The organism is Promicromonospora sp. NPDC110617, assembly GCF_055598465.1.
In genome coordinates this window covers 1,589,892-1,615,244 of the sequence record NZ_JBVKBM010000001.1, presented here as the reverse complement: position 1 = coordinate 1,615,244, position 25,353 = coordinate 1,589,892, and the positions used below count along the sequence as shown (strand labels likewise).

23 protein-coding genes, 1 other RNA gene and 1 pseudogene are annotated in these 25,353 nt (G+C 72.8%); 6 read left to right on the top strand and 19 right to left on the bottom strand.

The genetic code is table 11. The features are described 5' to 3' along the window. Positions 1 to 31: 31 nt before the first annotated feature. The 3 genes from ACZ7LE_RS07050 to ACZ7LE_RS07040 form a co-directional block, all read right to left on the bottom strand. Positions 32 to 1,654 carry an N-acyl-D-amino-acid deacylase family protein gene (locus tag ACZ7LE_RS07050; protein ID WP_470402588.1) on the bottom strand — a complete coding sequence of 541 codons (1,623 nt, stop codon included), beginning with the start codon at positions 1,652 to 1,654 and terminating at the stop codon, positions 32 to 34. Beyond that, positions 1,651 to 3,606 (bottom strand): beta-N-acetylhexosaminidase, encoded by a 1,956-nt coding sequence (locus ACZ7LE_RS07045; protein WP_470402587.1) that lies wholly within the window; start codon positions 3,604 to 3,606, stop codon positions 1,651 to 1,653. The genes ACZ7LE_RS07050 and ACZ7LE_RS07045 overlap by 4 nt, the downstream gene beginning before the upstream one ends. A gap of 120 nt (positions 3,607 to 3,726) precedes the next feature. After that, a complete protein-coding gene (locus tag ACZ7LE_RS07040) occupies positions 3,727 to 5,607 on the bottom strand; it encodes a propionyl-CoA synthetase (protein ID WP_470402586.1) in 1,881 nt (626 codons plus the stop codon). A 142-nt stretch (positions 5,608 to 5,749) separates the two neighbouring features. Between ACZ7LE_RS07040 and ACZ7LE_RS07035 the strand changes: the two genes are divergently transcribed. Continuing rightward, positions 5,750 to 6,391 (top strand): hypothetical protein, encoded by a 642-nt coding sequence (locus ACZ7LE_RS07035; protein ID WP_470402585.1) that lies wholly within the window; start codon positions 5,750 to 5,752, stop codon positions 6,389 to 6,391. A 114-nt stretch (positions 6,392 to 6,505) separates the two neighbouring features. On the opposite strand, the gene ssrA is transcribed toward ACZ7LE_RS07035, so the two are convergent. The 5 genes from ssrA to ftsE form a co-directional block, all read right to left on the bottom strand. Beyond that, positions 6,506 to 6,874: a transfer-messenger RNA gene (ssrA, locus tag ACZ7LE_RS07030) on the bottom strand. Between the two features lie 168 nt (positions 6,875 to 7,042). Then, positions 7,043 to 7,525 (bottom strand): SsrA-binding protein SmpB, encoded by a 483-nt coding sequence (gene smpB / locus ACZ7LE_RS07025; protein ID WP_285102881.1) that lies wholly within the window; start codon positions 7,523 to 7,525, stop codon positions 7,043 to 7,045. Positions 7,526 to 7,615: 90 nt separating this feature from the next. Continuing rightward, on the bottom strand, positions 7,616 to 8,983 hold the full coding sequence (locus tag ACZ7LE_RS07020) for a peptidoglycan DD-metalloendopeptidase family protein (RefSeq protein ID WP_470402584.1): 1,368 nt from the start codon (positions 8,981 to 8,983) through the stop codon (positions 7,616 to 7,618). Next, positions 8,983 to 9,894, bottom strand: coding sequence for a permease-like cell division protein FtsX (gene ftsX / locus ACZ7LE_RS07015; protein ID WP_470402583.1), 912 nt, complete (start codon positions 9,892 to 9,894; stop codon positions 8,983 to 8,985). The genes ACZ7LE_RS07020 and ftsX overlap by 1 nt, the downstream gene beginning before the upstream one ends. Positions 9,895 to 9,896: 2 nt before the next feature. Beyond that, complete coding sequence (gene ftsE, locus ACZ7LE_RS07010; RefSeq protein WP_470402582.1) at positions 9,897 to 10,673, bottom strand: cell division ATP-binding protein FtsE; 777 nt, start codon at positions 10,671 to 10,673, stop codon at positions 9,897 to 9,899. 198 nt (positions 10,674 to 10,871) lie between these two features. On the opposite strand from ftsE, the pseudogene ACZ7LE_RS07005 reads away from it, so the two are divergent. Further along, positions 10,872 to 11,914: pseudogene (locus ACZ7LE_RS07005) on the top strand (NAD(P)-dependent alcohol dehydrogenase). 52 nt (positions 11,915 to 11,966) lie between these two features. Here ACZ7LE_RS07005 and prfB read toward each other — a convergent pair. The 3 genes from prfB to ACZ7LE_RS06990 all read right to left on the bottom strand — a co-directional run bounded on the left by prfB (position 11,967) and on the right by ACZ7LE_RS06990 (position 14,065). Beyond that, a complete protein-coding gene (gene prfB, locus ACZ7LE_RS07000) occupies positions 11,967 to 13,076 on the bottom strand; it encodes a peptide chain release factor 2 (RefSeq protein WP_470402581.1) in 1,110 nt (369 codons plus the stop codon). Positions 13,077 to 13,144: 68 nt separating this feature from the next. Next, positions 13,145 to 13,552, bottom strand: a complete 408-nt coding sequence (locus ACZ7LE_RS06995; protein WP_470402580.1) for an ankyrin repeat domain-containing protein — start codon at positions 13,550 to 13,552, stop codon at positions 13,145 to 13,147. 45 nt (positions 13,553 to 13,597) lie between these two features. Further along, complete coding sequence (locus ACZ7LE_RS06990) at positions 13,598 to 14,065, bottom strand: hypothetical protein (protein WP_470402579.1); 468 nt, start codon at positions 14,063 to 14,065, stop codon at positions 13,598 to 13,600. 196 nt (positions 14,066 to 14,261) lie between these two features. Between ACZ7LE_RS06990 and ACZ7LE_RS06985 the strand changes: the two genes are divergently transcribed. After that, positions 14,262 to 15,581, top strand: a complete 1,320-nt coding sequence (locus tag ACZ7LE_RS06985) for a glycoside hydrolase family 10 protein (RefSeq protein WP_470402578.1) — start codon at positions 14,262 to 14,264, stop codon at positions 15,579 to 15,581. A 142-nt stretch (positions 15,582 to 15,723) separates the two neighbouring features. On the opposite strand, the gene ACZ7LE_RS06980 is transcribed toward ACZ7LE_RS06985, so the two are convergent. From ACZ7LE_RS06980 to ACZ7LE_RS06955, 6 genes are all read right to left on the bottom strand, one after another. Further along, positions 15,724 to 16,131, bottom strand: a complete 408-nt coding sequence (locus ACZ7LE_RS06980) for a pilus assembly protein (protein ID WP_470402577.1) — start codon at positions 16,129 to 16,131, stop codon at positions 15,724 to 15,726. 179 nt (positions 16,132 to 16,310) lie between these two features. Further along, positions 16,311 to 16,691: a TadE/TadG family type IV pilus assembly protein gene (locus ACZ7LE_RS06975; protein WP_470402576.1), complete on the bottom strand. Its 381-nt coding sequence runs from the start codon at positions 16,689 to 16,691 to the stop codon at positions 16,311 to 16,313. After that, positions 16,688 to 16,891 carry a hypothetical protein gene (locus ACZ7LE_RS06970; protein WP_470403303.1) on the bottom strand — a complete coding sequence of 68 codons (204 nt, stop codon included), beginning with the start codon at positions 16,889 to 16,891 and terminating at the stop codon, positions 16,688 to 16,690. Before ACZ7LE_RS06970 ends, ACZ7LE_RS06975 begins: the two co-directional genes overlap by 4 nt. A 40-nt stretch (positions 16,892 to 16,931) precedes the next feature. Beyond that, positions 16,932 to 17,849, bottom strand: coding sequence for a type II secretion system F family protein (locus tag ACZ7LE_RS06965; protein ID WP_470402575.1), 918 nt, complete (start codon positions 17,847 to 17,849; stop codon positions 16,932 to 16,934). Further along, complete coding sequence (locus ACZ7LE_RS06960; protein WP_470402574.1) at positions 17,846 to 18,703, bottom strand: type II secretion system F family protein; 858 nt, start codon at positions 18,701 to 18,703, stop codon at positions 17,846 to 17,848. Before ACZ7LE_RS06960 ends, ACZ7LE_RS06965 begins: the two co-directional genes overlap by 4 nt. Then, on the bottom strand, positions 18,703 to 20,082 hold the full coding sequence (locus ACZ7LE_RS06955; RefSeq protein WP_470402573.1) for a CpaF family protein: 1,380 nt from the start codon (positions 20,080 to 20,082) through the stop codon (positions 18,703 to 18,705). Before ACZ7LE_RS06955 ends, ACZ7LE_RS06960 begins: the two co-directional genes overlap by 1 nt. Positions 20,083 to 20,262: 180 nt before the next feature. Between ACZ7LE_RS06955 and ACZ7LE_RS06950 the strand changes: the two genes are divergently transcribed. Further along, positions 20,263 to 21,546 (top strand): aminotransferase class I/II-fold pyridoxal phosphate-dependent enzyme, encoded by a 1,284-nt coding sequence (locus tag ACZ7LE_RS06950; RefSeq protein WP_470402572.1) that lies wholly within the window; start codon positions 20,263 to 20,265, stop codon positions 21,544 to 21,546. A gap of 37 nt (positions 21,547 to 21,583) precedes the next feature. Here the strand turns inward: ACZ7LE_RS06950 and ACZ7LE_RS06945 are convergent, their stop codons facing one another. Beyond that, the gene (locus ACZ7LE_RS06945) at positions 21,584 to 22,201 is read right to left on the bottom strand and encodes a LysE/ArgO family amino acid transporter (protein ID WP_470402571.1); all 618 of its coding nucleotides are present in this window, start codon (positions 22,199 to 22,201) and stop codon (positions 21,584 to 21,586) included. 89 nt (positions 22,202 to 22,290) lie between these two features. Between ACZ7LE_RS06945 and ACZ7LE_RS06940 the strand changes: the two genes are divergently transcribed. Further along, positions 22,291 to 23,217 carry a LysR family transcriptional regulator ArgP gene (locus tag ACZ7LE_RS06940; RefSeq protein WP_470402570.1) on the top strand — a complete coding sequence of 309 codons (927 nt, stop codon included), beginning with the start codon at positions 22,291 to 22,293 and terminating at the stop codon, positions 23,215 to 23,217. A 97-nt stretch (positions 23,218 to 23,314) separates the two neighbouring features. Further along, complete coding sequence (locus tag ACZ7LE_RS06935) at positions 23,315 to 23,920, top strand: LysE/ArgO family amino acid transporter (RefSeq protein ID WP_470402569.1); 606 nt, start codon at positions 23,315 to 23,317, stop codon at positions 23,918 to 23,920. A gap of 51 nt (positions 23,921 to 23,971) precedes the next feature. Here ACZ7LE_RS06935 and ACZ7LE_RS06930 read toward each other — a convergent pair whose 3' ends face one another. Then, positions 23,972 to 25,261 carry an LCP family protein gene (locus ACZ7LE_RS06930; protein WP_470402568.1) on the bottom strand — a complete coding sequence of 430 codons (1,290 nt, stop codon included), beginning with the start codon at positions 25,259 to 25,261 and terminating at the stop codon, positions 23,972 to 23,974. Positions 25,262 to 25,353: the final 92 nt, after the last annotated feature.

The window sequence follows — 25,353 nt, the reverse complement described above, 5'->3', positions numbered from 1 at the left end:
AGCGGAGAAAGTCGGGCCTCGAGAGGGATCGTCACTCCCACGCGGCGGGCCGCAGGCCGGTCCCCGGCGTCGCGCCCGTGAGCGATCCGCCGGCGAGCACCGGCACTCCGGCCACCAGCACGTCCTCGATGCCGGTGGCGGGGGTGCGCGGCACCTCGTACGTCGCCTCGTCCTGGACCCGGCCGGGATCCACGAGCGCGAGGTCGGCCACGGCCCCGGGCACGAGCCGGCCGCGGCCGGCGAGGCCGAACCGCCGCGCCGCCCGGGCCGACAGGTGCTCGGCCGCGTCCCACCAGCTCCACGAGCCGCGGCGCACGTGCTCGTCGAGGAACCGCGCGAAGGCACCCCAGCCGCGGGGGTGCGGCCGGCCGCCCCGGTAGATCGCGTCGGATCCGGCGAGGTGCCCCTCGTCCCCGGCGAGCGTGCGGACCGACTCGGGCGAGTTGGTGGGCGGCTGCGCGAACACGCAGCTCGCGCGCAGCGCGGTGGTCGTGAGGATCTCGACCACGGTGTCGGGGGCCGAGCGCCCGAGCCGGGCGGCGACGTCGGGCAGGGTCAGACCCTCGGCCCACTCCATGCCGGGCACGGACGCGAAGGTGATGCGCGGCCAGAGGTCCGTGAGCCCGGCGAAGTGGTCGCCCAGGCGCCCGGCGAGGGCGGGGTCGCGCAGGGCGGCGACGGTCGCGGCGGCGTCGGCCACGGGGAGCCAGGTGGGCAGCGAGACCATCGACAGGATGGAGCAGCCGCGCAGGTAGGGGTAGGAGTCATAGGTCAGGTCGTGGCCCGCGGCGCGCGCCGCCCCGATGTGGTCCAGCAGCTCCCGCGCGGGGCCGTGCAGGTGCGACACGTGGGTGGCGACGCCGGACGCGCGGGCGATCCGCAGCAGCTCGTCCAGCCCGGCGACGCCCTTGTCCTCGTAGCCGCGCATGTGGCTGACGTGCGGCAGCCCGCGCGCGGCGACCACCTGGGCGAGCGCGATCAGCTCCCGCTCGTCGGCGTACGCGGCGGGAACGTACTCGAGGCCCGTCGACAGGCCGCAGGCGCCGTCGTCCAGGGCCTGCTCCAGCAGGCGCACCATCGCCGCGATCTCGTCGTCCGACGCCGGCCGCTGCGCCGCCCCCAGGACCCGGTGGCGGAGGGTGCCGTGCGGCGCGAGGTAGGCGACGTTCACGGGGACCGTGCGGTGGTAGGTCGTCAGGAGGTCGCCCACGGACCCGCCCGCGAACCCGGGGTGGTCGCCGTCGATCGCGGCGAAGTACGTGCTCGCCCACGCGTAGGTCGCGGGGTCGGACGGCGCGAAGGACACGCCGTCCTGGCCGGTCACGACCGTGGTGATGCCCTGGCGGAGCATCGCGAGCTGCACGTCCGGCTCGAAGACGGCGGCCTCGGCGTGGGTGTGCGCGTCGACGAAGCCGGGCAGGGCGACGCGGCCGTGTGCGTCGAGGGTCCGGGTGTCGGGCTCGGCGGCGTCGGGGGCGGCGGCGTCCTGGACAGCGGCGTCCGGGGCGGCGGCGTCCCGGACGGCGTCGTGCCGCGCGCCCACGCGGGTGATCGCCGCGATCCGGCCCCGCACGACGTGCAGGTCCAGGGGTTCGGACAGGGTCCCGTCGGGTTGCGGCAGACGGGCGCCGCGGACGTGCACGATGCCGGTCACGTGTCGCCCTCCGGGCTCCGCTCGTCGGCCCGGGCTTGCTCGTCCAACACGGTCTGCGCGTCCGACACGGTCTGCGCGTCCGACGCCGTCCGCTCGTCCGACGCGGCCTGCTCCGGAAGGTTCTCGACGCCGCCGTCCTCCCGCCAGCCGCCGAGCCCGGCCCAGCCCCCGACGGCGGTCTCGGCCGCGAGGTCCCGCGGGTAGCCCTGCACGCCGGGCCGGGTCTGCCAGGGGTGCGGACCCGCGAGCGGCCGGTACTCGACGCCGTACGCGTCGAGCCGCCGCAGGTGGTGCCGCTCCAGCCGGTCCAGGAACTCCTTCGACGCCGCCGAGCCCGGCTCGCGGTCGCCGCGCGGCGACCAGACGACCTCGGCGAACGCGGCCAGCCGCGGGTAGGTGGCGTAGTCGACGCGCCTCGCGCTGTCGAGATGCTCGGTCCACACCTGGGCCTGCGCCCCAAGCAGCCGCCCCTCTTCTCGTTGAGTGCTGGGTATCTGTGGGGTCGAGGCCTCCTGGGCCAGCACATACCCCGCACTCAGCGCGGGCGGGAGGGGGTCGAAGGAGTAGACGTCCTCGATCGTGCGCAGGAAGCCGACCGGGATGGGCTCGGCCGGGTGGTCGCCGGCGCGGTGGTCGAGGTAGACGGCCTGCTCGGGCGCCATCACGACGTCGTGCCCCGCCGCGAGCGCCGCGGCGCCCTGGGCGTAACCGCGCCAGGAGGTGACGATCACGTCGCGCGGCAGCAGGGGCGAGACGGCCTCGTCCCAGACGACGGCGCGGCGGCCGGCGGCGGACACGTGCTCCGCGAGGCGTGCGACGAACCAGCCGTGCAGCAGGCCGACGTCCACGGCGCCGCGCTGCCCTGAGCCTGTCGAAGGGTCGGGGGCGAACAGGCCCAGCGCCCGGGCCCGCTCGACGATCGCCGGCGACTCCCGCCAGAGCGTCGGCGGCACCTCGTCACCGCCGAGGCCGATCCAGGGCGCGTCGAAGACCTCCAGCACCTCGTCCAGCACGTGCCGGAAGAACGCGAGCGAACCCTCGGACGGGTCGAGCACGTCCTGGCTGATGCCCCAGGTGGTGCGCACGCCGCTGCGGTCCTTGCGCGTGCCGAGCTCGGGGTAGGCGGCGACCGCGGCCTCGACGTGGCCGGGCACGTCGATCTCGGGCACCACGGTGATGCCCCGGTCGCGGGCGTAGGCCACGATCTCGCGCAGGTCGTCCTGCGTGTAGAAGCCACCGTGCGGACGACCGTCGCGGGAGCCGGTGCGCCAGGTGCCGACGGTGGACTCGCGGCGCCACGCCCCGGTACGCGTCAGCTCGGGGTACCGGTCGATCTGCACGCGCCAGCCCTGGTCGTCCGTGAGGTGGAGCTGCAGCACGTTGAGCCGGTGGGCGGCCGCGAGGTCGACGAACCGCAGCACGTCGTGCTTGGGCAGGAAGTGGCGGGCGACGTCGAGCAGCACGCCACGCCACTCGAACCGGGGATGGTCCTCGATGCGCACGAGCGGGAGCACCGGTACTGGCGACGCTCCCCGGTAGTCCGCGGGCGCCCGGCGGAAGGCCGCCGGACCGGCGAGCTGGCGCAGGGTCTGCGTGGCGGCGTGGGCGCCGGCGAGGTCGGCGGCCTCGACGCGCACGGTCCCGGGCGCTGCGCCCGGCTCGCCGCGCTCGGACGACGCGGCGGTGCCCGACGGCGCCTCGCTCACCTCGATCCGGTAGCCCCCGGCGGGCAGGTCGGACGCGAGGGCGAGGACGACGTCGGCGGGCCTCCCGGACACCGGCACGAGGTCGATCCCGAAGGCCTCCTCGGTGACCCGGCGCCACCAGCGTGCGGCGGGGCGCAGGACGGGGTCGGCCGCGACGCGCGCGCCGTCGGTGAGCAGCACCGAACCGCCCGGTACCTGCGTCGACGCAGGAAGGGGAACAAGGCCAGGATCTCCGGGCTGGTGCACGCCGGACACCCTAGCGCGGCAGCCCCGAGAGAACGCGGCACCTGGCGTCGAACGTAGGGTTGGTCGCCGCACAGGCGTTCAGACGCCGACGGACCCTACGTTCGACGGCCGGGCCGCACGCTAGTCGCGGCGGAGGATCGGGGTCAGCGCCGTCAGCACCGACGGGTCCTCGATCGTCGACGGGACCGCGGGGTGCTCGCCGTCGGCCAGCTGGCGCATGGTGCGCCGCAGGATCTTGCCCGAGCGGGTCTTGGGCAGCCCGGCGACGATCTCGACGTCCTTGACCGCGGCGACCGGGCCGATCTGGTCGCGCACCGCGGCGACGAGCTCGGCCGCGACGCCCTCGGGATCGACCCCCGCCTTGAGCACCACGAGCCCGCGCGGCACCTGCCCCTTGAGCGCGTCGGCGACGCCGATCACGGCGCACTCGGCCACGGCGGGATGGCTTGCCAGCACCCCCTCGATCGCCCCGGTCGACAGGCGGTGACCCGCGACGTTGATGACGTCGTCGGTGCGGCCCATCACGTAGACGTAACCGTCGTCGTCCACGTAGCCGCCGTCGCCGGACAGGTAGTAGCCGTCGAAGGCGGCGAGGTAGGACGACACGTAGCGCTCGTCGTCGCGCCACAGCGTGGGCAGGGTCCCGGGCGGCAGGGGCAGCCGGAGCGCGAGGCTCCCCTCCTGGTGAGGTCCCGCGACCGAGCCGTCCGGCAGCAGCACCTGCACGTCGAAGCCCGGCACGGGCACCGACGGCGAGCCGGGCCGGGTGGGCATCGGCTCGAGCCCGCGCAAGTTGGCGACGACGGCCCACCCGGTCTCGGTCTGCCACCAGTGGTCGACGACGGGAACGCCGAGGATCCGGCCCGCCCACTCGTAGGTGCCGGGGTCGAGCCGCTCCCCCGCCAGGAACAGGTGCCGCAGCGAGGTCGTGTCGTGGGCGGCCACGAGGATCCCCTCCGGATCCTCCTTCTTGATGGCGCGGATCGCGGTCGGGGCGGTGAACAGCGCCTCGACGCCGTACTCGGCGACCACGCGCCAGAACGCGCCGGCGTCCGGCGTGCCGACCGGTTTGCCCTCGTAGAGCACGGTGGTCGCGCCCACGATCAGGGGCCCGTAGACGATGTAGGAATGGCCGACCACCCAGCCGACGTCGGACGCCGTCCACCAGACCTGGCCGGCCTCGATGTCGTAGATGTTGCGCATCGACCAGGCCAGCGCGACGGCGTGCCCGCCGTTGTCGCGCACGATGCCCTTGGGCCGGCCCGTGGTGCCCGACGTGTACAGGATGTAGAGCGGGTCCGTCGCCGCGACCTCCGCGCAGGGCGCGGGATTGGTGCGCCCGGCATGCATCGCGGTGGCCCAGTCCAGGTCCCGACCCTCGACGAGGGTCGCGACGGCCTGCGACCGCTGCAGCACCACGCACGACGCCGGCTCGTGGTCGGCCAGCTCCAGCGCCCGGTCCAGCAGCGGCTTGTACTCCACGACCCGGCTCGGCTCGATACCGCAGGACGCCGACACCACGACCTTGGGCTGCGCGTCGTCGATCCGCACGGCCAGCTCGTTCGCTGCGAACCCGCCGAACACCACCGAGTGCACCGCGCCCAGGCGGGCACAGGCGAGCATCGCGACGACCGCCTCGGGCACCATGGGCATGTAGATCACCACGCGGTCGCCCTGTTCGACGCCGAGGTCGCGGAGGGCGCCGGCGAACGCCGCGACGTCCTGCAGCAGGGTGGCGTAGCTGATCGTGTCCGAGTCGCCGGTGACCGGGCTGTCGTAGATCAGGGCGGTCTGGTCGCCACGGCCCGCGATCACGTGCCGGTCGAGCGCGTTGTAGCAGGTGTTGAGCCGCCCGTCGGGGAACCAGCGGTAGAAGGGCGCGTTGTCGCCGTCGAGCACCCGGCTGGGTCGGTGGAACCACGAGACGAGGGCCGCCTGCTCGCCCCAGAAACCCTCGGGGTCGGTGAGGCTGCGCCGGTAGACGTCCGCGTAGTCGGCCATGGGTCCTCCAGCTCTCCGCCGCGAACCCCGGTGTCCGCGCCGCTGCCAGTGTGCCCCGGAGGTGCGGGCACGTCGAGTGGGCGGGGCGGACGGGGTCGCCCGGTCAGCGCAAGCGCCGTCGTCCTCGCCACACATGCCGGGTATGAGCCCGCTACGAGCACCACTCCGTGTCCTCGGTACCGGCCTGGCCGGGGTCCTGCTCCTCGGCGCGTGCGCCGGCCCGGCAGGTACCGCAACCGATGGTGACCAGCCCCGCGACACGGCGACGGCCGCGCCGCCCACGCCCGCGGCCCTCGGGGCCGTGACCACCGTCGCGACCGTGCTCCAGGAGGGCGACACCCCGCCCGAGCTCTGCCTGGGCGGGGTGGCCGAGTCGTACCCGCCCCAGTGCGGCGGACCTGAGATCACCGGATGGGACTGGGACGCCGTCGACGCGAAGGAGTCCGCGCAGGACACCACCTGGGGCATGTACACGGTCGAGGGCACCTGGGACGGCGAGACCTTCGGCCTCACCTCGGCCGGCGCCGCCCCGGCCGAGCCGCCCTCGACGCCCGACGACCCGCGGCTCGCGCCGGACAACGCCGGGGCGGCCGGAGCGGGATCCGACGCCGACGAGCTGCAGAGCGACGTGTTCGACGACCTCGGCGGCCTCAGCGGCTGGGTCGAGAACGGCTACGTCTGGGTGACGGTCGTCTACGACGACGGCAGCATCCAGCGCTGGGCCGACGACACGTACGGCACCGACACGGTCGCCGTGCTGTCGGCGCTGCACGACGTCGGGTAGGCGGGCCGGCCACGACGTCGGCAGGCGGACCGACGTCGGGCGGGCGGACACGAGACCCCGGACACGACGAAGGCCTCGCCGGAAACCGGCGAGGCCTTCTGCCACAGGGGTATCGAGTGGAGCTGCCGGGAATCGAACCCGGGTCCGGTATCGGTTAACGAGGACTTCTCCGGGCGCAGTCTGCTATGGATTTTCTCGGCCCCCGCGCTCGCGCAGACACGTTCGCGGACAGGCCCAGTCACCTAAGTGTTCCCGTGGCCCCGATGACGAGAGCTACGAGCAGTGGCTTTCTAGATGACGCAGGCTACCGGAGCGAAAGCAGACTCCGGGCCCACGGACTTCGGGCTCGCTCAGGCGGCGAGGGCGAAGTCGTTGCGCGAGTTATCGGCAACTATTGGTTTACAGGCATCGTTTACGAGATAAGCCTGCATCCTCGGCCCGCTTCTCCTCGAAGCACGACCACCGTCGAAACCGATCAGCCCCTATGGATTTTTCAACCAGCTCCCCGAGCTCTCGCCCGTGAAGTGTTCCCAGTCTAGGTGATCAACGCCCTGGCAGGGAACGTTATTTCCGCGACAGCCGCTCAGGCTCCGCTCGTTGTCGGCTGCACCACCGGCTCAGGCTCTACTTGTCGTCGGCTGAGCCTGCGGCTCAGCCGAGCATCTCCTTGTGCCGGATCGCCCGCTGGGCCTCCCGCATGTCCTGCTGCTCGCGCAGGGTCTGGCGCTTGTCGTACTCCTTCTTGCCTCGGGCGAGCGCGATCTCGACCTTGGCGCGGCCGTCCAGGAAGTACAGCGACAGCGGGATGAGGGTGTGCCCCTTCTCCCGGGACTTCGACTCCAGGCGCGCGATCTCCTCGCGGTGCAGCAGCAGCTTGCGCCGGCGCCGCGGCGCGTGGTTGTTCCACGTGCCCTGGAAGTAGGCGGGGATGTGCACGTTCTCGAGCCACGCCTCGCCGCGGTCGATGGCGGCGTAGCCGTCCGTCAGGGACGCGCGACCCATCCGCAGCGCCTTGACCTCGGTGCCCGAGAGCACCAGTCCGGCCTCGAAGACGTCCTCGATCACGTAGTCATGACGGGCCTTCTTGTTGTTCGCCACGATCTTGCGCGGATCATCGACGTTCTTCTTGGCCATGGTCTCCCTCCGGGGTCTGCGGGCGCGCGGTACCCGCTGCGGGCCGCGCGACGTCCCAGTTTACGCGCCCCGACCGCGGGGACCAGGCTTTTAGAGCCAGGTCATCGGGTCCACGGTGGAACCGTTGATGTACAGCTCGAAGTGCAGGTGGCAGGCCGTGGACGTTCCCGTGGTGCCCGAGTACCCGATGAGCTGCCCGCGCGAGACGCGCTGCCCCGGCGAGACGGCGAACGACGTGAGGTGGTTCGAGCTCGACATCACGCTGGTGCCGCTCGCCGTGTAGCCGTGGTCGATCAGCACCTGGTTGCCCAGGCCCGCCAGGGTGCGCGCATACAGCACGGTGCCGTCCGCCGCGGCCAGGATCGGCGTGCCGCAGTAGGCCCGGAAGTCGGTGCCGGCGTGCAGGCGGGAGTAGTTCAGCACCGGGTGGAACCGCATGCCGTACGACGAGGTGACGAACGGGTTCGCCGTCGGATAGCTGAGGAACGACAGGGTCCCACCGCCACCTCCACCGCCGGACGAGGAGCCGCCACCGCCGGAGGACCCGCCCGAGGAGCCCTGCTCCTCCTGGCGCTGCTGCGCCAGCCGCTCGTCCCGCGCCTGCTGCTTGGCGATGATCGACTTCAGGTCGGACTCGATGGAGCTCAGTTCCTGCTCGTTCGCCTGCATGCTCGCCAGCGCCGCGTCCTTGCGGTGCTCGATGCGGTTCTTGAGCCGCTGCTGCTGGTCGATGAGGCGCTCGATCTCCGCCTTGCGCTGCACGGCGGCCTGCTTGGCCGCCTCCTTGGACTCCACGTTCTCGTCCGCGAGACGCTTGAGCTCGGTGACGACCTCCCGGATGGCCGCCAGCCGCGCCTGCAGGTTGCGGGCGGTCGCCTCGGCGTCCTGCAGCTCGGCGAGCGTGCGCGCCCGGATCCGGGCCGCGGACGACGACACCGAGTACCCGTCGATGAACTCCTCGGTGCTCTGGGCACCGGTGACCAGCCCGAGCGTCGAGGCGCTGCCGGAACCCCGGAACTCCTCGCGGGCCATCTGCGCGATGTCGTCGCGGGCGTCGTCGACCTTGCCGGAGCCGTCCTGGAGCAGCTGGGTGACCTGCGCCTCCTCGAGCTGGGCGTCGGCGAGCCGCTGGGCGAGGATCGCGGCCTCCCGCTCGGCGCGCTGCAGCTCGGCCTCGGCCACGGCGAGCTCCGCCTCCGCCACCGGCAGCCGGCCCTCGACCTGGTCCAGCTCGAGCACGGCGTCGGCGAGCTGCGAGTCCGTGTGCTCCAGCTCGGCCTCCAGGCTCTCGCGCTCCTTCTCCTTGGCCGCCTGCTGGCGCTCCGCGGCGGCGCGCCGGTCGTCGAGGTCGTCGGCCTGGACGGCGGTCGAGCCGCCCAGCAGGAGCAGGACGGCGAGTGCCGCGGCGACGGTGCTGCGGCCGGGGATCCTGGAGCGGGGATTTCGGGGAGTGGACATCAGATCCTCGTGTACCGGTTCAGGGTGAAGAAGGACGAGAGAGCGGCCAGCGCGACCGCCATGACCACGAGCAGCGGCGCGACGCGGAACACGTCGACCTCCGACACGTAGGCGACCCAGTCGACCGACCGTTCGAGCCAGTCGCTGACCATGAACCGCACGGCGAGCCAGAGCCCGCCGCCGGCGAGCAGGGAGCCGAGCACGGCCGCCAGCGCCCCCTCCAGGAGGAAGGGCAGCTGGATGAACAGGTTGGACGCGCCCACCAGGCGCATGATCTCCGTCTCCTTGCGCCGGGAGACGGCGCTGAGCCGGATGGTGGTGGTGATCAGCAGGACCGCAGCGAGGAGCATGACGCCGGCCAGGCCTGCCGCGAGCAGGGTCGCGACGTTGAGCGTGCGGAACAGCGGCTCGAAGACGGCGCGCTGGTCCTCGACGATCTCGACGCCGTCCCGCCCGGACAGGACGTCGCTCACCACGGCGAACTGCTCGGCGTCGGTCAGCTTGAGGCGCAGGGACGCCTGCATGTCGTCGGCGGTGAGCTGCGTGCCCTGGTAGCCGTCGGGGTAGCGCTCGCTGAAGGCCTCGAACGCCTGCTGCTTCGACTCGAAGTAGACCTTGCTGACCTGCGAGGACAGCTCGGTGTCGATGACCTGGCGCACGGCGTCGATCTGGTCCTCGGTGGCCTCGCCGGTGGCGCACGTGGGCGACACGGAGCCCTCCGGGCAGAGGAAGACGGAGACCTCGACGAGGTCGTACCAGTCGTCCTTGAGCTTGCCGATCTGGGCCTGCAGCAGGGCGGCTGCGCCGACGAACGTCAGCGACACGAACGTCACGAGCACCACGGCCACGACCATGGTGGTGTTCCGGCGCAGGCCGCTGAAGACCTCGCCGAGCACGAACTGGAAGCGCACGCTCAGGACCCCCGCACCGTCTGGACCGGCGCACGCGTCCCGCTGCCGGGAGCGTCGAGCACGGGTGAGGCGCCGACGTCGGGCAGGATCGCCTCGCGCTCGCCGTAGCCGCCGCGGGCCTCGTCGCGGACGACGACGCCGTCCGACAGCTCGACGACGCGGCGGCGCATCTCGTTGACGATCTCGTCGTCGTGCGTGGCCATGACGACCGTGGTCCCGGTGCGGTTGATGCGGTCCAGCAGGCGCATGATGCCCAGCGAGGTGGTGGGGTCGAGGTTGCCCGTGGGCTCGTCGGCCAGCAGGATCTGCGGCCGGTTGACGATGGCGCGCGCGATCGCGGCGCGCTGCTGCTCCCCGCCGGAGAGCTCGGTGGGCATCCGCTTGCCCTTGCCCGACAGGCCGACCATGTCCAGCACCTCGGGCACGGTGTCGCGGATGACGTGCCGCGGCTTGCCGATCACCTGCAGGGCGAACGCCACGTTCTCGTGGACGGTCTTGTTCTGCAGCAGCCGGAAGTCCTGGAACACCACGCCGAGCTGGCGGCGCAGCGTGGGCACGCGCCAGCCGGAGAGGTTCGCGACGTCCCGCCCCGCGACGTAGACGCGGCCGCGCGTGGGCCGCTGCTCACGCAGCACCAGCGACAGGAAGGTCGACTTGCCCGACCCGGAGGCCCCCACGAGGAAGACGAACTCACCACGCTCGACGTCCACGGAGACCTGGTCGAGGGCAGGCCGTGCGCCGCGCGCATAGACCTTCGACACGTTCTCGAACCTGATCACGAGCCCGACCCTAGGTGGGAGATCGGGTGGCGTGTCGGGCAGACACGCCGACGACGCGTACCCCGTTGCCCGGCCGCGTCCGCCATATCTGGCCAAAACGCGCGCAACCGGCATTTTGCCTCGGCGTTACCCCGCGCCGGACCGCGCCGGATGAGTTCTCATGGAGAAACCGGCCCCCGGCAACAGGAGCGTGAGCTGATGCGTGCTGTCGTGTTCGAGAAGTTCCAGACCTTCCCCAGCCTCAGGGAGGTGGAGCGGCCCAGTCCGGGACCGGGCGAGGTGCTCCTGAGGATCGCCGGCTCCGGGGCCTGCCACTCCGACGTGGCGCTCTACAAGGAGTTCGCGGAGGGGCAGCCCGGGGCGTTGGCGCCGCCGTTCGTGCTGGGGCACGAGGCGTCCGGCTGGATCGAGGAGCTGGGGCCGGGGGTCACCGGGTTCACGAGGGGCGACGCCTTCCTCGTGTACGGGCCCAACGGCTGCGGGCACTGCAAGGCCTGCTCACGCGGGCAGGACACGTACTGTGAGAACGCCGCGTCCATGCCGTGGGCGGCGACGGGGATCGGCCGCGACGGCGGGATGGCGGAGTACATGGTGGCCCCCGCGCGCAACCTGGTGCCGTTGGGCGACGCTGACCCGGTGGCGGCCGCTCCCCTGGCCGACGCCGGCCTCACCCCCTACCACGCGATCAAGCTCTCGCTGCCGAAGCTGGCGGGCGGCGGAAAGTTCGCGCTGGTCGTGGGCCTGGGCGGGCTCGGTCAGGTGGCCGTGCAGATCCTCAAAGCCCTCACCGGCGCCACCGTGATCGCCACCGACATGAAGCAGGACGCCATGGACCGCGCGGCCGCCAACGGCGCCGTCACCGTGCCCGGCGGGCCCGACCAGGTCGCGGCGATCCGCGAGCTCACGGGCGGACGTGGCGTCGACGCCGCCTTCGACCTGGTGGGCGCCGCGCCCACGATCAGGACGGCGCAGGCGTGCCTGGCTCAGCGTGGGCGGCTCACTGTGGTCGGCATCGCCGGCGGGGTGACCGAGTGGAGCTTCTTCACCAACCCGTACGAGGCCGAGATCACCAACACCTACTGGGGCACCGTCGAGGAGCTCTACGAGGTGGTCGCGATGTACCGGGCGGGGCAGATCGTGCCCGACATCGAGCGATACACCCTCGACCAGTACGACGAGCGTACCGCAAGCTCGAGTCCGGGCAGCTCTCCGGCCGCGCCGTCATCGTGCCGCACGCGTGACGCTCGCCGGGCGCGGGCGGCCCGGTCGCCGCCCCGCGTCCGGGCGCGCGGATCAGTTCCCGGAGCCGCCGCGGCGCCAGCGGATGCCGGCCTCGATGAAGTCGTCGATGGCGCCGTCGAACACGGCCTGCGGGTTGCCGGACTCGTGCTCGGTGCGCAGGTCCTTGACCATCTGGTACGGCTGCAGCACGTAGGACCGCATCTGGTCGCCCCAGCTGGCCTTGATGTCGCCGGCCATCTCCTTCTTCTTCGCGGCCTCCTCCGCCTTGCGGAGCAGCAGCAGGCGCGACTGGAGCACGCGGTACGCCGCCGCGCGGTTCTGGATCTGCGACTTCTCGTTCTGCATCGCGACGACGACGCCCGTGGGGATGTGCGTCATGCGGACGGCGGAGTCCGTCGTGTTCACCGACTGACCACCCGGGCCCGAGGAGCGGTACACGTCGATCTTGAGCTCGGAGTCCGGGATGTCGATGTGGTCCGTCTGCTCGATGAGCGGGATCACCTCGACGGCGGCGAACGACGTCTGCCGGCGGCCCTGGTTGTCGAACGGCGAGATGCGGACCAGGCGGTGCGTGCCGGCCTCGACGGACAGGTTGCCGAAGGCGTAGGGCACGTTGACCTCGAAGGTCGCGGACTTGAGGCCCGCTTCCTCGGCGTAGGACGTGTCGCCCACCTTGGTGGGATAGCCGTGCCGCTCGGCCCAGCGCAGGTACATGCGCATCAGCATCTCGGCGAAGTCGGCGGCGTCCACGCCGCCGGCGCCGGCGCGGATCGTCACGACCGCCTCGCGCGAGTCGTACTCGCCGTTGAGCAGCGTGCGGACCTCGAGGGCGGCGAGGTCCTTGCGGATCTTCTCGACCTCCTCCTCGGCCTCGGTCAGCGAGTCGGCGTCGTCCATCTCCTGGCCGAGCTCCACGAGGGTCTCGACGTCGTCGATGCGGGCCGCGAGCTTCTCCACGCGGCTCAGCTCGGCCTGCGCCGCCGAGAGCGCGGAGGTGACCTTCTGGCCCTCCTCCGGGTCGTCCCACAGGTTGGGCGCCGACGCCTGCTCCGACAGCTCGGCGATCTTCGCCTCGAGCGCGGTGGGGTCGCTCACGGCCTCGATGGACTCGAGGGTCGTGCGGAGCGCCTTGATCTCAGCGGGAAAGTCGTTGGTGGCCACGATGTTCAAGGTTACCCGCGCATCCCGGTGCCCGACGCCGGAAGATCTCGCGCCGGCTCCCGTCCGGGTCAGCGAGCTCCCGGTTCGGGCAGCTCCCGGCCGAACATCTGCGCGGTCGCGCGGGCGCTGGGCGTGCCCGCGTCGGGGTCCGCACCGTGCTCGACCAGCACACGGATCACGTCGGCCTCGTTCTTGAAGACGGCGCCGGCGAGCGGGGCCTGGTGATTGCCGTTCAGCCGGTTCACGTCCGCGCCACGCTCGGCGAGGCCCGCCGTGAGGTCTGCGTGCCCGTGGTAGGCGGCGAGCATCAACAGGGTGTTGCCGGCGCCGTCGGCCAGCTCGACCGGCAGGCCGGCGTCGACCAGGTCGAGCAGCACGTCCGCGCCCTGGCGGGCCAGGTCGAAGACCTGCTCCGGCTCGAGGCGGGTACCGCCCTGGTCGTCGCCGTGCTGGTCGCTCGTGCCGTGCTCGCTCATGGCCACAACCTAACCCGGCTCACCGACACGGTCCGCCGGGGCGGCTCACCAGGCCCGGGCCGTCGACGACGCCGACAGGCCGATCCCGCCGCCGAACGCGCCGGTGAACCAGCGCAGCAGCGGCGGGCGGGACACGGCCGCGAGCGTCACCCGCGCGGACCGCCCGTCCGGCGACGACGCTCCCGTCACCGCCACGGGCAGGCCGGGCGGGTGCGCGGCGAGGTAGCGCTCAACGGCGGCGCGCACGTCGGCGTCGGACAGGGTGAGCGGGGCGCCGTCGGCAGGCGCACCCGCGCCCGCGTAGAAGGCGTCCGGGGACATCGCGTCCGCCGCGTCTGCTGCGGCGAGGTCCGCGACGTCATAGAGAGCCTTGCGGTCCAGGTGCACCGCGCTCGCGGAGGCGACCACCGCGACCAGCATGAGCGCGAACGCGACGAAGGCCGAGGTGAGCAGCATGATGCGGCCGCTCTCGGGGTCGCGCCGGCAGGCGTCGAGGTGGTCGGCGGAAATCATCCGCTCATTGTGTCGTCGGGCACGGGGCACGGCTCGGGGAGGCTGTGGACAACGTCGGCGGCGACCTAAACGTTTAGATTCGTCCGATCTTCGAAAACGTTTAGCGAAACCCTTGACACCTGGTGGGAGGCATAGAAATCCTTTTCCACGTCCCGACGGGCCAATGACGGCACGTCCTGAACGAAGGGGATCGACGATGATGACCCGAACGCTCACCCCATCGCGCCACCGGCGCAGGCTGCGGGCGGTCTCGCTCGCCACGCTGGCCGCGGTGGTGCTCAGCACCGGCGTGGCCGTCACCTCGGCCCAGGCCGCCGGCAGCACCCTGCAGGCCGCCGCCGCGGAGTCCGGCCGGTACTTCGGCACGGCGATCGCCGCGAACAAGCTCTCCGAGACGGCGTACACCACGATCGCGAACCGCGAGTTCAACATGGTCACCGCCGAGAACGAGATGAAGATCGACGCGACCGAGCCGAACCAGAACCAGTTCAACTACACCAACGGCGACCGCGTCGTGAGCTGGGCGCGGAGCAACGGCAAGCAGGTCCGGGGGCACACTCTGGCCTGGCACTCGCAGCAGCCGGGCTGGATGCAGAACATGAGCGGCTCCGCGCTGCGGTCCGCGATGCTCAACCACGTGACCCAGGTGGCCACCCACTACCGCGGCCAGATCCACTCCTGGGACGTGGTGAACGAGGCCTTCCAGGACGGCTCGTCCGGCGCCCGCCGCGACTCGAACCTGCAGCGCACCGGCAACGACTGGATCGAGGCGGCGTTCCGCGCCGCCCGGGCGGCCGACCCGAACGCCAAGCTCTGCTACAACGACTACAACACCGACGACTGGTCGCACGCGAAGACGCAGGCCGTCTACAACCTGGTGCGCGACTTCAAGTCCCGCGGGGTGCCCATCGACTGCGTGGGCTTGCAGTCGCACTTCAACGCGCAGAGCCCCGTCCCGAGCAACTACCAGACCACGCTGTCGAGCTTCGCGGCGCTGGGCGTCGACGTGCAGATCACCGAGCTCGACATCGAGGGCTCCGGCTCGGCGCAGGCGGACAACTACCGGCGGGTCGTCCAGGCATGCCTCGCGGTGTCGCGCTGCACCGGCATCAGCGTCTGGGGCGTGCGGGACACGGACTCGTGGCGCTCCGGCGGCACCCCGCTCCTGTTCGACGGCAACGGCAACAAGAAGGCCGCTTACACCGCGACGCTCGACGCCCTGAACGGCGGCACCACGACCCCGCCGCCCACCGGCGGCTGCACGGTGTCGGTCACCCGAGGGCAGGAGTGGTCCGACCGGTTCAACGTGTCGCTCGCGGTCTCGGGCAGCTCAACCTGGCGAGTCTCCATCGGGCTCCAGGGCAGCCAGAGCCTGCAGAACTCGTGGAACGCCACCGTCTCCGGAAGCTCCGGCACGCTGACGGCCACACCGAACGGGAACGGGAACTCGTTCGGGATCACGCTCTACAAGAACGGGAACACGAACCTGCCCACCGCGACCTGCTCGACCACCTGACGGGCTGACCCGGCCCGGCCGCGGGGCCGCGAGCCCGTTCGGCCGGCCGTGCCGGACGACGGCGGTCCGCACCCCACAGGGGGTGCGGACCGTGGTCGTCGCCGGTCCGGAGCACAGCCCGCGCTTCCCCTGTCCGCACTCCTCAAGGCCGCACGGCCACGTACTCGTCGACCGTGCCCGTGCGCGCCGCCTCCACGGGGACCGACAGCGGCACCCAGCCCCGCACGGCATCGGGCAGCAGAGGCAGGGGCACCTCGACCCGGACGACGGCGGCCACGGCACCTCCCGGCGTCAGGCACGGGGACTGCGAACACTCCAGGGTGAGCGCACCCTCGTCGCCCGCGAAGCCTTGGTCCGTCAGGGCGAGCCGCACGGCGGCGTCCGCCTGGACGGTCCCGACCGCGGCCGACTCCGCCGTGACCAGCGCGCGGACCGCACCCGTGGCAGCACCCTCGGCGGCGAACGCGCCGGCCTGCACCCGTCCGAGCGTCACCACGAGATAGACCAGCGGGATCAGCAGGATCAGCGCTACGCCCAGGAACTCGACCATGGCGGAGCCTTCTTCGCTCCTGGGACCCACACGGCTGCGACCCGCACGGCCGCGGCCCCGCTGTGAGCCCCGGGGTACAACCACCGCAGCGGGAGGGGTAACGGAGACGTAGCACTGTGCGCTCAGCGTTACCTCCGTGGCTGCGTGCACGTCGCCCCGCGCCCTTCGGCGCAGCCCGCTCACTCCTCCTCCAGCGCGTGACCGCGCACCGTGAGCGTGCCGCCCGGCCCCAGCAGGCCGACCACGGGCAGCGGCGTGCGGACCGTCACCTCCGTCACCGCCAAGCCGTCGCGCGTCGTGCTGCCGGCGGTGACGTCGCGGGCGTAGTCGCCGGTCAGGGCTCCCGCCAGGAGTGCGCGCGTGCGGGCGACGCCGTCGGCCGCGGTCCGGTCCGCGCGGGCCGCCACGCGGGCGCCCTCGGCGGCCGCGTCGATCGCGAGCGACCGCACGTGGACCGCGAGCGCCACCTGGACCACCCCGAGCAGGAGCGCCAGGACCAGCACCGACACCAGCAGGAACTCGACCGCCGCGGAGCCGTGCTCGCGCCGGCCGGTGCTCACCCCTGGCCCGTGACGCTGCTGATCGCCTGGCGGAACGCGTTCTCGAGCAGCGGGCCAGCCACGGCCCAGAGCGCCACCACGAGTCCGGCGGTCATCAGCGTGACGAGCACCCAGCCCGGCACGTCGCCCCGTTCGGCCTCGGTGGTCTCGGTTGCCGCCGGAGTCCCGGTCATGTTCGTGGTCCCTCGGTCGTCGCGCACAGCGTTTCCTTTCGTCGGCAGACCCCGTGGCGAGGTCATGTCAGAGCCCGATCCGGAGGGTGGCCAGGCTGGGAAAAACAGCGAAGACGACGGTGACCGGCAGCACGAGGAACACGACCGGGACCATCATCAGGATCTCCTTGCGGCCGCCCGCCTCCAGGAGGGAGCGGCGGCCGGCCTCGCGGACGTCGCGGGCCTGGGCGCGCAGCACGTCCGCCAGCGGGGTGCCGCGCTCCAGCGCGACCACCACGCCCTCGGCGAACCGGGACAGGGGTGGCAGCCCCGACCGGTCGGCGAGCGCGGTGAGCGCGGCCGTCACGGGTGCGCCCGCGCGCACCTCGGCGACCATGCGCCGGATCTCGCCCGCCAGCTCGCCGCGGGCCGTGGACGCCACTCGTTCGAGGGCGGCGGGCGGGCTCTCCCCCGCCGCGACGGCGAGGGCGAGCAGCTCCGCGATGGTCGGCAGCTCGGCGAGCAACCGTTCCTCGCGTCGTCGCACCCGCAGCGTGAGCGCCTGGTCGCACGCCACGTAGCCACATCCGCCGGCGACCACCACGAGCGCCACCAGCGGGACGACCCCCGCGCCGCGGGTGGCCGCGAGCAGCAGCGCGAGGCCGAGGCCCACCGCGAGGCCCGCGACCGTCCAGACGACCTGGCGGGCCCGGAAGTGGTCGACGGTCTCCGCAGATCCGGCCCGGTCGAGCCGGCGACGGATCTCCTCCCGGGGTGCGCCGAACCGTTCGAGGCGCGCGCCGACGTCGTGCAGACCGAGGAGCCGGACCACCGCCGAGGTGCGGCTGGCCTCGCGCAGGAGCGTCGAGGTCGCGTCGCGCGGGCGCAGGTAGGGAGCGAGCCGCTCGTCGAGGCTGACGGCCCGGGACCACAGGCGCGACAGCACGATCAGCACCCCCAGCGCGACGCCGAGCCCCACGAGTGCGCCCGCCGCCCAGCCCGTCACCGCAGCACCCGGCGCTCGGCGGGCAGGCGACCGATCCGGAGCATCAGCCGGTAGGCGACGAGGGCGCAGAGACCGCCGGTGACGAGCACCGTGACGCCTGCCGGCGAGTCGTAGGCGCGCGCCGTCTCCGGCCGGGTCGACAGCAGGGCGAGGACGACCCACGGCCCGGCGACCGCCACGCGCGCGCCGTTGACGGTCCAGCTCTGCCGCGCTTCGAGCTCGCCCCGGGTGGCGGCGTCCTCGCGGAGAAAGCCGCTCAGGGTCCGCAGCAGCCGGCCCAGGTCCTGGCCGCCGACCTCCCGGGTGAGGCGCAGGGCCTCCACGATGCGGTCCGCCACCGGGTCGGCGAGGCGCTCCTTGAGCGCGTCCAGGGCGTCGCCGAACCGGCCGCCCGCACGGTAGTCCTGGGCGAAGCGGCCGAAGGGTTCGCGGAGCTCGACCGGACCACGGTGCGCGAGCTGGGCCACCGCCTCGGGCAACGACAGCCCGGCGCGCACGCCGGAGGCGAGGTGGTCCACGACCTCGGGCCACACCTCCCGCAGTGCCCGACGGCGGTGGCGCGCCCGGGCACGGACCAGCATCACGGGGCCGGGCGCGGCGAGCAGCGCGAAGCAGGCCGCGATGGCCGGCGAGCGGGTCAGGGCGAGCGCCACGAGCAGGGTCACGACGCCGAGCGCCACGCACGAGCCGACGAGCATCGCGGGCGTCACGGAGGGCGCCCCGGCCTGGGTCAGGAGGTCCCGCGTGCGCATCTGCCAGGTCACGCGGCCCGCAGGGCGCGGCGTAGGGGCCCAGAACGACCACCACACGCAGAACAGTCCGGCGCCCAGGAGCAGACCCACGACCACGCCCATCAGCGGGTCGCCCAGGGGCTCGCGCCCGCACGACCGCCCACGGCGGCACGACCGCCCACCCCGGCCCACGGACCGGTGGCGGCCGCACCGCGTGCGGAGCGTGTCCCCGGCGGGGGCACCTCCGGCGACAGGGCCCGCGGGTCGGCGAGCAGGGCCCGGACGTCGAACCCGGCGCGCTCGAACCGGTCCTCACCGGGCGGCATGCCGTCGCCGCGGCGCAGTTCGCCGTCGGCGTCCCGGTCGAAGATCCCGGCGGTCTCGATGCGCCCCTCCTCGACCCGTCCGGTCACCGCGACGATCTCGCGGACCTGACGCCGAGCCACGCCGTCCGCCGCGCGGGTCAGGCCGAGGTGCACCACGAGGTCCACCGCGGAGGCGACGGTGGGCACCACGAACCGGTCGGACACGTTCTCGCCCGCGAGCAGCGGGAGCGTGGTCATCTTCGCGACGGCCTCCCGCGCCGTGTTGGCGTGCAGCGTGCACATGCCGGGCACGCCGCTGTTCAGGGCGATGAGCAGGTCGAACGCCTCGGCCTCCCGGACCTCGCCGATCACCAGCCGGTCGGGGCGCATCCGCAGGGCCTCCTTGACCAGGCGCCGCAGGGGCACCTCGCCGGTGCCCTCGAGATTGGCGGGGCGGGTCTGCAGCGCCACGTGGTCGCGGACCGGGAGCCGCAGCTCCCAGACCTCCTCGGCGGAGATGACCCGCTCGGACCCCGGGATCGAACCTGCCAGCGCGTTGAGCATCGTGGTCTTGCCCGCCTGGGTCTGCCCCGACACGAGCACGTTCAGCCCGGCCCGCACGGCGGCGTCGAGGAACGTCGCGGCCTGGGCCGTGAGCGAGCCGAGCCGCACCATGTCCGTCAGCGAGCGCGCCCGCACCACGTGCTTGCGGATGTTCACGGCCCAGGCGGCGCGCGTGATGTCGGGGATCACGACATGGAGGCGCTCCCCGCCCGGCAGCCGGGCGTCCACGAACGGGCTGGACAGGTCGAGCCGGCGCCCGGACGTCTTGAGCATCCGCTCCACGAGGTCGCGGACCTGCTCGTCGGTCAGGACCGTGCTGGTCAGCTCGGACACCCCGCGCCGCGCCACGTAGACGTGGGTCGGGGCGTTGAGCCAGACCTCCTCGATCTCGGGGTCGTCGAGGTAGGGCTGTAGCGGCCCGAACCCGCCCACGGCGTCCGTCACCGTGCGGGCCGCGGCATCGGGATCGTCGAGCGGCGGCACCACGCCGACGCTCGCCCGCGTCGCGTAGTCGCCCACCGCGTCCGTGACGAGGCTCGACAGCCCCTCCCGATCACCGATCGGGTCCAGCCCCCTGCGCCGCACCAGCTCGCGGACCTCGTGCTCGAGGATCCGCGCCCCCTCATCGCCCATGAGCGGCAACGCTAGATCCAAACGTTCATCTTCGCAGGCCACCCTGTGGATAACTTTCCCCAGAAGCCGGAGTTATCCACCTAATCCACAGACTTGTCCACAAAGGTGCAGGTAAAGCGGGTTGTCGGAGATGCCCGGAGATGAACCCGCGGTGGACGAGCGGTGGATATCGTCTAGCCCATGAACGCCCATCCTTCATCCGGCCACGACCCCGAACGCGACTCCGAGCACGACTCCGCCCGCGGCACGGACCGCTGGCAGGCCACCGCGAGCGCCGCCGGGCTGCTGGCCGAGGACGGCAGCGTCGCCGTCACGATCTTCGCCGAGATGTCGGCGCTGGCCGTCCGGACAGGGGCGATCAACCTCGGCCAGGGGTTCCCCGACGTCGACGGCCCGGAGTACGTCAAGCAGGCGGCGATCCAGGCGATCGAGGCGGGCCGCAACCAGTACGCCCCCGGCGACGGCGTGCCGGAGCTGCGGCAGGCCGTCGCCGAGCATCAGAAGCGGCACTACGGGCTGGACGTCGATCCCGACACGGAGGTGCTGGTCACCACGGGTGCCACCGAGGCGCTGACGGCCTCCGTGCTGGCCCTGACCCGGCCGGGCGACGAGGTGCTGACGCTGGAGCCGTTCTACGACTCGCACGCGGCGGCGATCGGCATGTCGGGCGCCACGCACGTCACCGCCCCGCTGGTCCCAGGGCCGGACGGGTTCCGGCTCGACGTCGAGGCCCTGCGGGCCGCGGCGACCGACCGTCTGCGGATGATCCTGCTCAACTCCCCGCACAACCCGACCGGGACGGTGCTCACGCGCGACGAGCTGGAGGCGGTCGCGGCGGTCGCCCGGGAGCACGACGCGATCGTGGTGACCGACGAGGTCTACGAGCACCTGACGTTCGGCGCCGAGCACGTGCCGGTCGCGACGCTGCCGGGGATGGCCGAGCGCACGCTGACGATCTCGTCGTCGGGCAAGACGTTCTCGTTCACGGGCTGGAAGGTGGGCTGGGTGCACGGGCCGGCTGACCTGGTCACAGCCGTGCGGACGGTCAAGCAGTACCTGACGTACACGTCGGGCGCGCCGTTCCAGCCGGCGATCGCGCAGGCCCTGGCCGACGACGACACACCGCGCGCCCTGGCCGCCTCGCTGGCCGACCGCCGGGACCTCCTGTGCGCGGGCCTGGAGGCCGCCGGCTTCGTGGTCACGCGCCCAGCGGGCACGTACTTCGTGATGGCCGACACGTCGGCCGTGCTCGCGCGGCTCGGCCTGCGCGACGGCGTCGAGCTGTGCCGCCGCCTGCCCGAGCTGGCGGGGGTCGTGGCGATCCCCGCGTCGGCGTTCTGCCGCGCGGGCTCCCCGACGGCGCGAGCCCTGGCGAACCACGTGCGGTTCACCTTTGTGAAGAGCGAGAGCGTGCTGCGCGACGCCGCGACGCGTCTCGCGGGCCTGGGCGTGCCGTTGAGCTGACCGCGCGCACGACGCCGGCCCCCGGGACGGCCCGGCGTCAGCCCGTGACCAGCGAGATCGCCACGGCCAGCATGATCAGCGCGATCACGCCGTCGAGCACGCGCCACGCGTTCGGGCGCCGCAGCACGGGGGCGAGCAGCCGCGCGCCGTACCCGAGGGCGGCGAACCAGGCGACGCTGGACACCATCGCGCCCGCGGTGAACCACCAGCGGGTGTCGCCGTAGGTGGCGGCAACGGAGCCCTGCAGCACCACGGTGTCGAGGTACACGTGCGGGTTGAGCCACGTGAGCGCGAGCGCCGTCAGGACCACGGGGCGCAGGCGGCGGCCCGGGCTGTCGCCGAGGGCGCCGTCGTCGGCCGCGGCGAGCGTCGTGTCGCCCTTGACCGCCCGCCAGGCGGCCATGGCCCCGTAGCCGAGCACGACGGCGGCACCCAGCCAGCGCACCACCACCACGGCGTCCGGCCAGCGCTCGACCAGCGGCCCGAACCCGGCGGCGCCGGCCGCGTAGAGCGCGACGTCGGACGCCGCGCAGATCGCCGCCACGACGCCCACGTGCTCGCGGCGCAACCCCTGGCGCAGCACGAAGGCGTTCTGGGCTCCGATGGCGACGATGAGCGAGAGGCCGAATCCGAGTCCGGCGAGCAGTGCGAGCATGCCTCCACGCTAGGCAGTGGACCACCTGAAGACCAGTTCACGTTTCTCAGCCCGCGTAAGCAGAACTGAAGATGCGTCAGACTGGCCCCATGCGATGGGACTCCCGCCAGCTCGAGGCGCTGGCCGCCGTGGTCGCCGAGGGCTCGTTCGACGCCGCGGCACGCGCCCTGCACGTGACCCCGTCGGCGGTGAGCCAGCGCATCCGCGCGCTGGAGAACGCGGCGGGCAGCGTGCTCGTGCGGCGCGCCCGGCCGGTCGTCGCCACGCCGTCGGGCCAGGCGCTGCTGCGCCTCGCCCGGCAGACCGAGCTGCTCGGCGCGGAGGTCGCCGCGGAGCTGGGCGCACACGGTGCCGACGACCCGCCCGAGGAGGCGGACGACGGCACGCCCGGCCGCCTCGTCACGGTGCCCCTGGCCGTGAGCGCCGACTCCCTCGCGACGTGGGTGCTGCCCGCCCTCGCCCAGGTCGAGGGCATCACGTTCGACCTGCACCGGGCCGACGACAGCCGCACCGCCGACCTGCTGCGCGAGGGCGTGGTCATGGCGGCGGTCACCTCGCAGACCGCGCAGGTGCAGGGCTGCCGCAGCACCCCGCTCGGGATCATGCGCTACCGCCCGGCCTGCACGCGCGCCTTCGCGGAGCGCTGGTTCCCCCACGGCCCGACGCCGGAGGCCCTCGCCGTCGCGCCCGTCGTCGTCTTCGACCGGACCGACGACCTGCAGGACGTCTACCTGCGCGCCCGGGCGCCGCACGCTCGCCCGCCGCGGTTCCACGTGCCGAGCACCGTCGAGTACGAGGACACCATCCGTCTGGGCCTGGGCTGGGGCATGCTCCTGGAGCGGCCCGCCATCGGCGGTCTGCACGCCGGCACGGGCGGCGGCATCACGCTGCTGGAGCCCGGCTACGTGCTCGACATCCCGCTCCTCCTGCAGCAGTGGAAGCTCCGCTCCGCGGTGCTGGACCGGGTCACGGCAGCACTGCGAAAAGAAGCAACACGCAAGCTGCTGCCGGCGTGAAATCTGGACGTACCCCCATCATTAACCCTGTTCCAGTCCTACCGCACTTCCGAATCATGAACCGGACATCCCGTGTCCGACTTCCTACGGTTCACACATGCTCTCAGCGCTCGCCGGGATGGCCTTCGGCCTCTCCCTCATCGTCGCCGTCGGTGCGCAGAACATCTTCGTCCTCCGCCAGGGCCTGCGGCGGGAGCACGTGGGCCTCGTCGCGGGCATCTGCGCCGTCAGCGACTTCGTGCTCATCTCGGCCGGGGTCGGCGGGCTCGGCACCCTGATCCAGAGCGCACCCCTGGTGGTCGAGGTCGCGCGGTGGGCGGGCGCCGTCGTCGTGCTGGCCTACGGGGGCATGGCCGCCCGCCGCGCCTGGAAGGGCCAGCAGGTCGTCATGGGGCGGCACAGCATGACGTCGCGGACCATGGGCGCCGCCGTCGCCACCACCCTCGCGCTGACCTGGCTCAACCCGCACGTCTACCTCGACACCGTGGTGCTCGTGGGCGGCCTGGCGGCCACGCACGGCGACGACCGCTGGTGGTTCGGGCTCGGCGCCTGCCTGGCCAGCACGGCGTGGTTCGTCGCGCTGGGCTACGGCGCCCGCTACCTCGCGCCGCTGCTGGAGAAGCCGGGCGCCTGGCGCGTCCTGGACACCGTGGTCGCGGTGACCATGGTGGTCGTCGCGGCCACGCTGATCCTCGGCACCTGATCCCCCGTGTCAGATGTACAGGTCACCCGGGTGACCTGTACGTCTGACATGTCAGGCGCAGACGCCGTCGAGCAGCACCTCGGGGCTCGGGCTCGGCTTCGGGGTGGCCGGCTCGCTCGCGGTGCCGTCGGCCTCGCCCGTGTCACCGGTCTCGGCGTCGCCACCACCCTCGGTGTCGCCCGTGCCCGCATCCGCGCCCTCCTCGGTGTCGCCACCGGCGTCACCGGCCGTGTCGCCCTCCGCCGGCTCCCCGCTCGGGCTGCCCGAGGCGGCCGGCTCCGGGGCGTCCAGCACGGCCTCCTCCGGCGGCTGGTCGGCGGCGAGGCGGGCGAAGATCTCCGCGGCCTCCGGCCCCCAGCCCAGCCCGCCGACGCCGTTCTCCTCCGTGTCGTAGACCGGGATCTTGGTCATCACGATGTTGCGCTTCTCGATCTCGCGCAGCGACCACGCGAGACCGGCCACGCTGCCCGGGTTGGCGATCGCCGGGTCGGCGCTCAGCGAGCCGAGGGCCGCGTTGATCAGGCGGAACGTCTTGGTCGGGTCCGCGAGCGTCTCGGCGGACAGGATCTGCCGGAACGTCGCGTTGATGAACGCCTGCTGACGCTCGATGCGCGTCAGGTCGCTGCCCATCTCCAGGCCCATGCCCGTGCCCTTGCGCACGCGCAGGAACTGGATCGCCGTCTTGCCGTCGAGCAGGTTCTCGCCCGCGGGCAGGTCGATGCGGGCGGACTTCGGGTTGCCGTGCAGCGCCTCCGGCAGGCACATCTTGACGCCGCCGATCGCGTCGACGACGTCGATCACGCCGTTCATCTTCACCACGGCGTGGTTGGTCACCGTGACGCCGGTGATCGCGTTGACCGTGTTGATCGTGCACGCGGCCGCGTACTTCATGTCCGTGCCGCCGCTGCCGACGGTGAACGAGGCGTTGAACTTGTCCCGGTACGGCTGCGACTGGCTCCCGTCGGGCAGCTTGCAGGACGGGATGTCCACGAACGTGTCGCGGGGCAGCGACACGATCTCGATCCACTGCCGGTCCGCCGAGATGTGCACCAGCATCGTGGTGTCCGACCGCATGCCGGAGACCGTGCCGCCGATCGCGGCGTTCGTCCCGTCCCGGATGTCCGTGCCCATGAGGAGCAGGTTGACGGGCTGGTCCTTGAACGGGTCGGACGGGTCCTTCGGCTCGACCACCTCGGTCACCAGGCCGTCGAGGTCCTGGACCTCGATCTGCGAGATCGCGTTGTGGTACGCCGTCGCGGCGGCCGCGGAACCGAAGGCCATCACCCCGACCACGCCCATCGTGACGCTGCGGAACACGAGCGCCCTGCGCCAGCTGCGCACGTGGCGCGGCTGACGATCACCCGTGCGCGCATGTCGGGGAACCCCGGGAATTATCTCGCCGACAGGTCGGACTGCCGTCCAGAAGTCACTCG